Source organism: Crenalkalicoccus roseus (genome assembly GCF_004761865.1).
Lineage (GTDB): Bacteria > Pseudomonadota > Alphaproteobacteria > Acetobacterales > Acetobacteraceae > Crenalkalicoccus > Crenalkalicoccus roseus.
Map to the genome: position 1 here is coordinate 1 of NZ_SJDM01000108.1, position 990 is coordinate 990.

1 protein-coding gene and 1 pseudogene are annotated in these 990 nt (G+C 74.9%); both read right to left on the reverse strand.

Going from position 1 to position 990, the window contains the following annotated elements; genetic code table 11:
* Window positions 1-584, reverse strand: a pseudogene (locus ET526_RS21090) (phage tail protein); the annotation flags it as partial.
* Window positions 585-663: 79 nt separating this feature from the next.
* A partial coding sequence (locus tag ET526_RS21095; protein ID WP_135471046.1) for a DUF6950 family protein occupies window positions 664-990 on the reverse strand: 327 nt, incomplete at its 5' end.

Below are 990 nucleotides of genomic sequence, written 5' to 3' on the forward strand. Positions count from 1 at the left end.
GGCGGGCCGGAGGGGAAGGCCTCGGCGGTGATCTTGAGGCGGACGGCGACGTAGGCGCGCCCGCGGCCGCGATGGTCAGCAGTCCACTTGCCCCCCGTCTCGGCGATCAGGTTGGCGTTCGCGGCCTGGTCCGGGTCGCCGAGGTGGCGGTCGATGCGCACAAGGCCGGCGAACTTCGGGTCCGTGGCGAGGGTGTCGCCGAGCCAGACCTCGCCGATGGCGCGCACGCGGTGCGCCGCGAGGACGACGACGGCGTAGAACCAGCCATCGGCGCGGCCCTGGTCGTCGGGGGCCGAGTGGATGAAGACGATCGGTCCTCCGACTTTGCAGCGGCCGAGGACGATCTGGTGCTCGGTGATCGGCTGGCGGAAGGACTGCGTGCGGCTGGTCGCCGCATCCTCGCCGGCCCCGCCCGAGGTGGTCGTCTGCGCGGTCGGCCGCTTGGCCGGGAAGACCGAGCTGCCGATGGAGGAGACAACGAAGGCGGTGCCGGCGGCGACGACCGCGCCGAGGAGGCCGCCGCCCACGGCAGCGGAGGCAGCCCCGCCGGCGGCGATGGCGATGAGGGGAACGGCGGCGGGCATGAGAACACCTCACAGCATCGCGGTGGGACGGGTGCGCCGTGATGGGGGCTGGTCGGGCCGCGCTGCCGCGAGGGCTCCGTCAGCCGATCCTCCAGGCGGTGGTGCAAGTGGTGAGCGGCTGACGCACGAGGCCGCGTGGACCGACGAAGGCGGCGCGGCCGCCGTCCACCACCACGCCGAGCCGCTGTGGGGCGCCGGCGAGCACCACGTCGCCGGGCCGGGCGAAGGCGGGTGGAAGGCGCGGGAAGCCGGCGCTGTCCGCCGAGGCCTCGAGCTCTGGCAGGACCCGGTAGCTCGGCGTCTGCCCGGTGACCGCCTCGACTGCGGCCAGGGCAAAGCGGGCGCAGTTCCAGTGCCGGGCCTGGAAGGGGCGCGCCTCGGCCGCCGACAGCAGGGCTGCCAGCCG